Origin of the sequence: Streptomyces sp. 378 (assembly GCF_030124145.1) — a bacterium.
Taxonomy (GTDB): Bacteria; Actinomycetota; Actinomycetes; order Streptomycetales; family Streptomycetaceae; genus Streptomyces.
On sequence record NZ_JASKMS010000070.1, the window covers coordinates 1 to 5,211 of the forward strand.

The following is a 5,211-nucleotide window of genomic DNA, read 5'->3' on the forward strand; positions in this document are numbered from 1 at the left end:
ACCGAAGGGAAGCCCGGAGGAAAGCCCGAGAGGGTGAGTACAAAGGAAGCGACCGTTCCTTGAGAACTCAACAGCGTGCCAAAAGTCAACGCCAGATATGTTGATACCCCGTCCATCGGACAACCGATGGTCGAGGTTCCTTTGAAAAACACACAGCGAGGACGCTGTGAACGGTCGGGCCTATTCCGCCTGACTGTTCCGCTCTCGTGGTGTTCATCCCGATTACGGGAAAACATTCACGGAGAGTTTGATCCTGGCTCAGGACGAACGCTGGCGGCGTGCTTAACACATGCAAGTCGAACGATGAACCACTTCGGTGGGGATTAGTGGCGAACGGGTGAGTAACACGTGGGCAATCTGCCCTGCACTCTGGGACAAGCCCTGGAAACGGGGTCTAATACCGGATACTGACTGTCACAGGCATCTGTGAGAGTCGAAAGCTCCGGCGGTGCAGGATGAGCCCGCGGCCTATCAGCTTGTTGGTGAGGTAATGGCTCACCAAGGCGACGACGGGTAGCCGGCCTGAGAGGGCGACCGGCCACACTGGGACTGAGACACGGCCCAGACTCCTACGGGAGGCAGCAGTGGGGAATATTGCACAATGGGCGAAAGCCTGATGCAGCGACGCCGCGTGAGGGATGACGGCCTTCGGGTTGTAAACCTCTTTCAGCAGGGAAGAAGCGAAAGTGACGGTACCTGCAGAAGAAGCGCCGGCTAACTACGTGCCAGCAGCCGCGGTAATACGTAGGGCGCGAGCGTTGTCCGGAATTATTGGGCGTAAAGAGCTCGTAGGCGGCTTGTCACGTCGGTTGTGAAAGCCCGGGGCTTAACCCCGGGTCTGCAGTCGATACGGGCAGGCTAGAGTTCGGTAGGGGAGATCGGAATTCCTGGTGTAGCGGTGAAATGCGCAGATATCAGGAGGAACACCGGTGGCGAAGGCGGATCTCTGGGCCGATACTGACGCTGAGGAGCGAAAGCGTGGGGAGCGAACAGGATTAGATACCCTGGTAGTCCACGCCGTAAACGGTGGGCACTAGGTGTGGGCAACATTCCACGTTGTCCGTGCCGCAGCTAACGCATTAAGTGCCCCGCCTGGGGAGTACGGCCGCAAGGCTAAAACTCAAAGGAATTGACGGGGGCCCGCACAAGCGGCGGAGCATGTGGCTTAATTCGACGCAACGCGAAGAACCTTACCAAGGCTTGACATACACCGGAAAGCATTAGAGATAGTGCCCCCCTTGTGGTCGGTGTACAGGTGGTGCATGGCTGTCGTCAGCTCGTGTCGTGAGATGTTGGGTTAAGTCCCGCAACGAGCGCAACCCTTGTCCCGTGTTGCCAGCAAGCCCTTCGGGGTGTTGGGGACTCACGGGAGACCGCCGGGGTCAACTCGGAGGAAGGTGGGGACGACGTCAAGTCATCATGCCCCTTATGTCTTGGGCTGCACACGTGCTACAATGGCCGGTACAATGAGCTGCGATACCGCGAGGTGGAGCGAATCTCAAAAAGCCGGTCTCAGTTCGGATTGGGGTCTGCAACTCGACCCCATGAAGTCGGAGTCGCTAGTAATCGCAGATCAGCATTGCTGCGGTGAATACGTTCCCGGGCCTTGTACACACCGCCCGTCACGTCACGAAAGTCGGTAACACCCGAAGCCGGTGGCCCAACCCCTTGTGGGAGGGAGCTGTCGAAGGTGGGACTGGCGATTGGGACGAAGTCGTAACAAGGTAGCCGTACCGGAAGGTGCGGCTGGATCACCTCCTTTCTAAGGAGCACTTCTCAGCTGGTCCTTCGGGGCTGGTTCAGAGGCCAGTACATCAGCGAATGTCTGATGCTGGTTGCTCATGGGTGGAACGTTGACTACTCGGCATACTTGATCGTCTTCTCCTTCTAGTACTGCTCTTCGGAGCGTGGAACGTTGAGGGGAGCGGGGAGTGTGTCGGGCACGCTGTTGGGTGTCTGAGGGAACGGATTTTTCCTCAGTCGCCGGCCCCGGTGAAGCATCGCGTAAGCGGTGTGTGACGGGTGGCTGGTCGTTGTTTGAGAACTGCACAGTGGACGCGAGCATCTGTGGCCAAGTTTTTAAGGGCGCACGGTGGATGCCTTGGCACCAGGAACCGATGAAGGACGTGGGAGGCCACGATAGTCCCCGGGGAGTCGTCAACCAGGCTTTGATCCGGGGGTTTCCGAATGGGGAAACCCGGCAGTCGTCATGGGCTGTCACCCGCTGCTGAACACATAGGCAGTGTGGAGGGAACGCGGGGAAGTGAAACATCTCAGTACCCGCAGGAAGAGAAAACAACCGTGATTCCGGGAGTAGTGGCGAGCGAAACCGGATGAGGCCAAACCGTATACGTGTGAGACCCGGCAGGGGTTGCGTATGCGGGGTTGTGGGATCTCTCTTTTACGGTCTGCCGGCCGTGAGACGAGTCAGAAACCGTTGATGTAGGCGAAGGACATGCGAAAGGTCCGGCGTAGAGGGTAAGACCCCCGTAGTCGAAACATCAGCGGCTCGTTTGAGAGACACCCAAGTAGCACGGGGCCCGAGAAATCCCGTGTGAATCTGGCGGGACCACCCGCTAAGCCTAAATATTCCCTGGTGACCGATAGCGGATAGTACCGTGAGGGAATGGTGAAAAGTACCGCGGGAGCGGAGTGAAATAGTACCTGAAACCGTGTGCCTACAAGCCGTGGGAGCGTCGGGCAAGCACTTGTGCTTGCCTCGTGACTGCGTGCCTTTTGAAGAATGAGCCTGCGAGTTTGCGGTGTGTTGCGAGGTTAACCCGTGTGGGGAAGCCGTAGCGAAAGCGAGTCCGAATAGGGCGATATAGTAGCGCGCTCAAGACCCGAAGCGGAGTGATCTAGCCATGGGCAGGTTGAAGCGGAGGTAAGACTTCGTGGAGGACCGAACCCACCAGGGTTGAAAACCTGGGGGATGACCTGTGGTTAGGGGTGAAAGGCCAATCAAACTCCGTGATAGCTGGTTCTCCCCGAAATGCATTTAGGTGCAGCGTCGTGTGTTTCTTGCCGGAGGTAGAGCACTGGATAGGCGATGGGCCCTACCGGGTTACTGACCTTAGCCAAACTCCGAATGCCGGTAAGTGAGAGCGCGGCAGTGAGACTGTGGGGGATAAGCTCCATGGTCGAGAGGGAAACAGCCCAGAGCATCGACTAAGGCCCCTAAGCGTACGCTAAGTGGGAAAGGATGTGGAGTCGCAGAGACAACCAGGAGGTTGGCTTAGAAGCAGCCACCCTTGAAAGAGTGCGTAATAGCTCACTGGTCTAGTGATTCCGCGCCGACAATGTAGCGGGGCTCAAGCGTACCGCCGAAGTCGTGTCATTCACACAAGAGCCCCAACGGGTGTGTGGATGGGTAGGGGAGCGTCGTGTGCCGGGTGAAGCAGCCGCGGAAGCGAGTTGTGGACGGTTCACGAGTGAGAATGCAGGCATGAGTAGCGATACAAACGTGAGAAACGTTTGCGCCGATTGACTAAGGGTTCCTGGGTCAAGCTGATCTGCCCAGGGTAAGTCGGGACCTAAGGCGAGGCCGACAGGCGTAGTCGATGGATAACCGGTTGATATTCCGGTACCCGCTGTGAAGCGTCAAACATCGAGCATCGTGATGCTAAGGCCGTGAAGCCGTCCTGGATCCTTCGGGTGAAGGGGAGTGGTGGAGCCGCCGGACCAAGCGGTTAGTAGGTGAGTGATGGGGTGACGCAGGAAGGTAGTCCATCCCGGGCGGTGGTTGTCCCGGGGTAAGGGTGTAGGACGTCAGGTAGGTAAATCCGCCTGGCAATAGTCTGAGACCTGATGCCGAGCCGATTGTGGTGAAGTGGATGATCCTATGCTGTCGAGAAAAGCCTCTAGCGAGTTTCATGGCGGCCCGTACCCTAAACCGACTCAGGTGGTCAGGTAGAGAATACCGAGGCGTTCGGGTGAACTATGGTTAAGGAACTCGGCAAAATGCCCCCGTAACTTCGGGAGAAGGGGGGCCACGTCCGGTGATGAGCTTTGCGCTCTGAGCTGGGGGTGGCCGCAGAGACCAGCGAGAAGCGACTGTTTACTAAAAACACAGGTCCGTGCGAAGCCGTAAGGCGATGTATACGGACTGACGCCTGCCCGGTGCTGGAACGTTAAGGGGACCGGTTAGTCACTCTTCGGGGTGGCGAAGCTGAGAACTTAAGCGCCAGTAAACGGCGGTGGTAACTATAACCATCCTAAGGTAGCGAAATTCCTTGTCGGGTAAGTTCCGACCTGCACGAATGGCGTAACGACTTCTCGACTGTCTCAACCATAGGCCCGGTGAAATTGCACTACGAGTAAAGATGCTCGTTTCGCGCAGCAGGACGGAAAGACCCCGGGACCTTTACTACAGTTTGATATTGGTGTTCGGTTCGGCTTGTGTAGGATAGCTGGGAGACTGTGAACTCTGGACGCCAGTTCAGGGGGAGTCGTCGTTGAAATACCAGTCTGGTCGTGCTGGATGTCTAACCTGGGTCCGTGATCCGGATCAGGGACAGTGTCTGATGGGTAGTTTAACTGGGGCGGTTGCCTCCTAAAGAGTAACGGAGGCGCCCAAAGGTTCCCTCAGCCTGGTTGGCAATCAGGTGTTGAGTGTAAGTGCACAAGGGAGCTTGACTGTGAGACCGACGGGTCGAGCAGGGACGAAAGTCGGGACTAGTGATCCGGCGGTGGCTTGTGGAAGCGCCGTCGCTCAACGGATAAAAGGTACCCCGGGGATAACAGGCTGATCTTCCCCAAGAGTCCATATCGACGGGATGGTTTGGCACCTCGATGTCGGCTCGTCGCATCCTGGGGCTGGAGTCGGTCCCAAGGGTTGGGCTGTTCGCCCATTAAAGCGGTACGCGAGCTGGGTTTAGAACGTCGTGAGACAGTTCGGTCCCTATCCGCTGTGCGCGTAGGAATATTGAGAAGGGCTGTCCCTAGTACGAGAGGACCGGGACGGACGAACCTCTGGTGTGCCAGTTGTTCTGCCAAGGGCATGGCTGGTTGGCTACGTTCGGGAGGGATAACCGCTGAAAGCATCTAAGCGGGAAGCCTGCTTCGAGATGAGTATTCCCACCTCCTTGAGAGGGTAAGGCTCCCAGTAGACGACTGGGTTGATAGGCCGGATATGGAAGCACGGTAACGTGTGGAGTTGACCGGTACTAATAGGCCGAGGGCTTGTCCTCAGTTGCTCGCGTCCACTGTGTT

At 57.4% G+C, this 5,211-nt stretch carries 2 rRNA genes; both read left to right on the plus strand.

The window, feature by feature from the left end:
- Window positions 1-235 precede the first annotated feature (235 nt).
- Window positions 236-1,762, plus strand: a 16S ribosomal RNA gene (locus tag QNO09_RS39405).
- A 307-nt stretch (window positions 1,763-2,069) separates the two neighbouring features.
- A 23S ribosomal RNA gene (locus QNO09_RS39410) occupies window positions 2,070-5,189 on the plus strand.
- Together the 16S and 23S rRNA genes form the textbook arrangement of a ribosomal RNA operon.
- Window positions 5,190-5,211 lie beyond the last annotated feature (22 nt).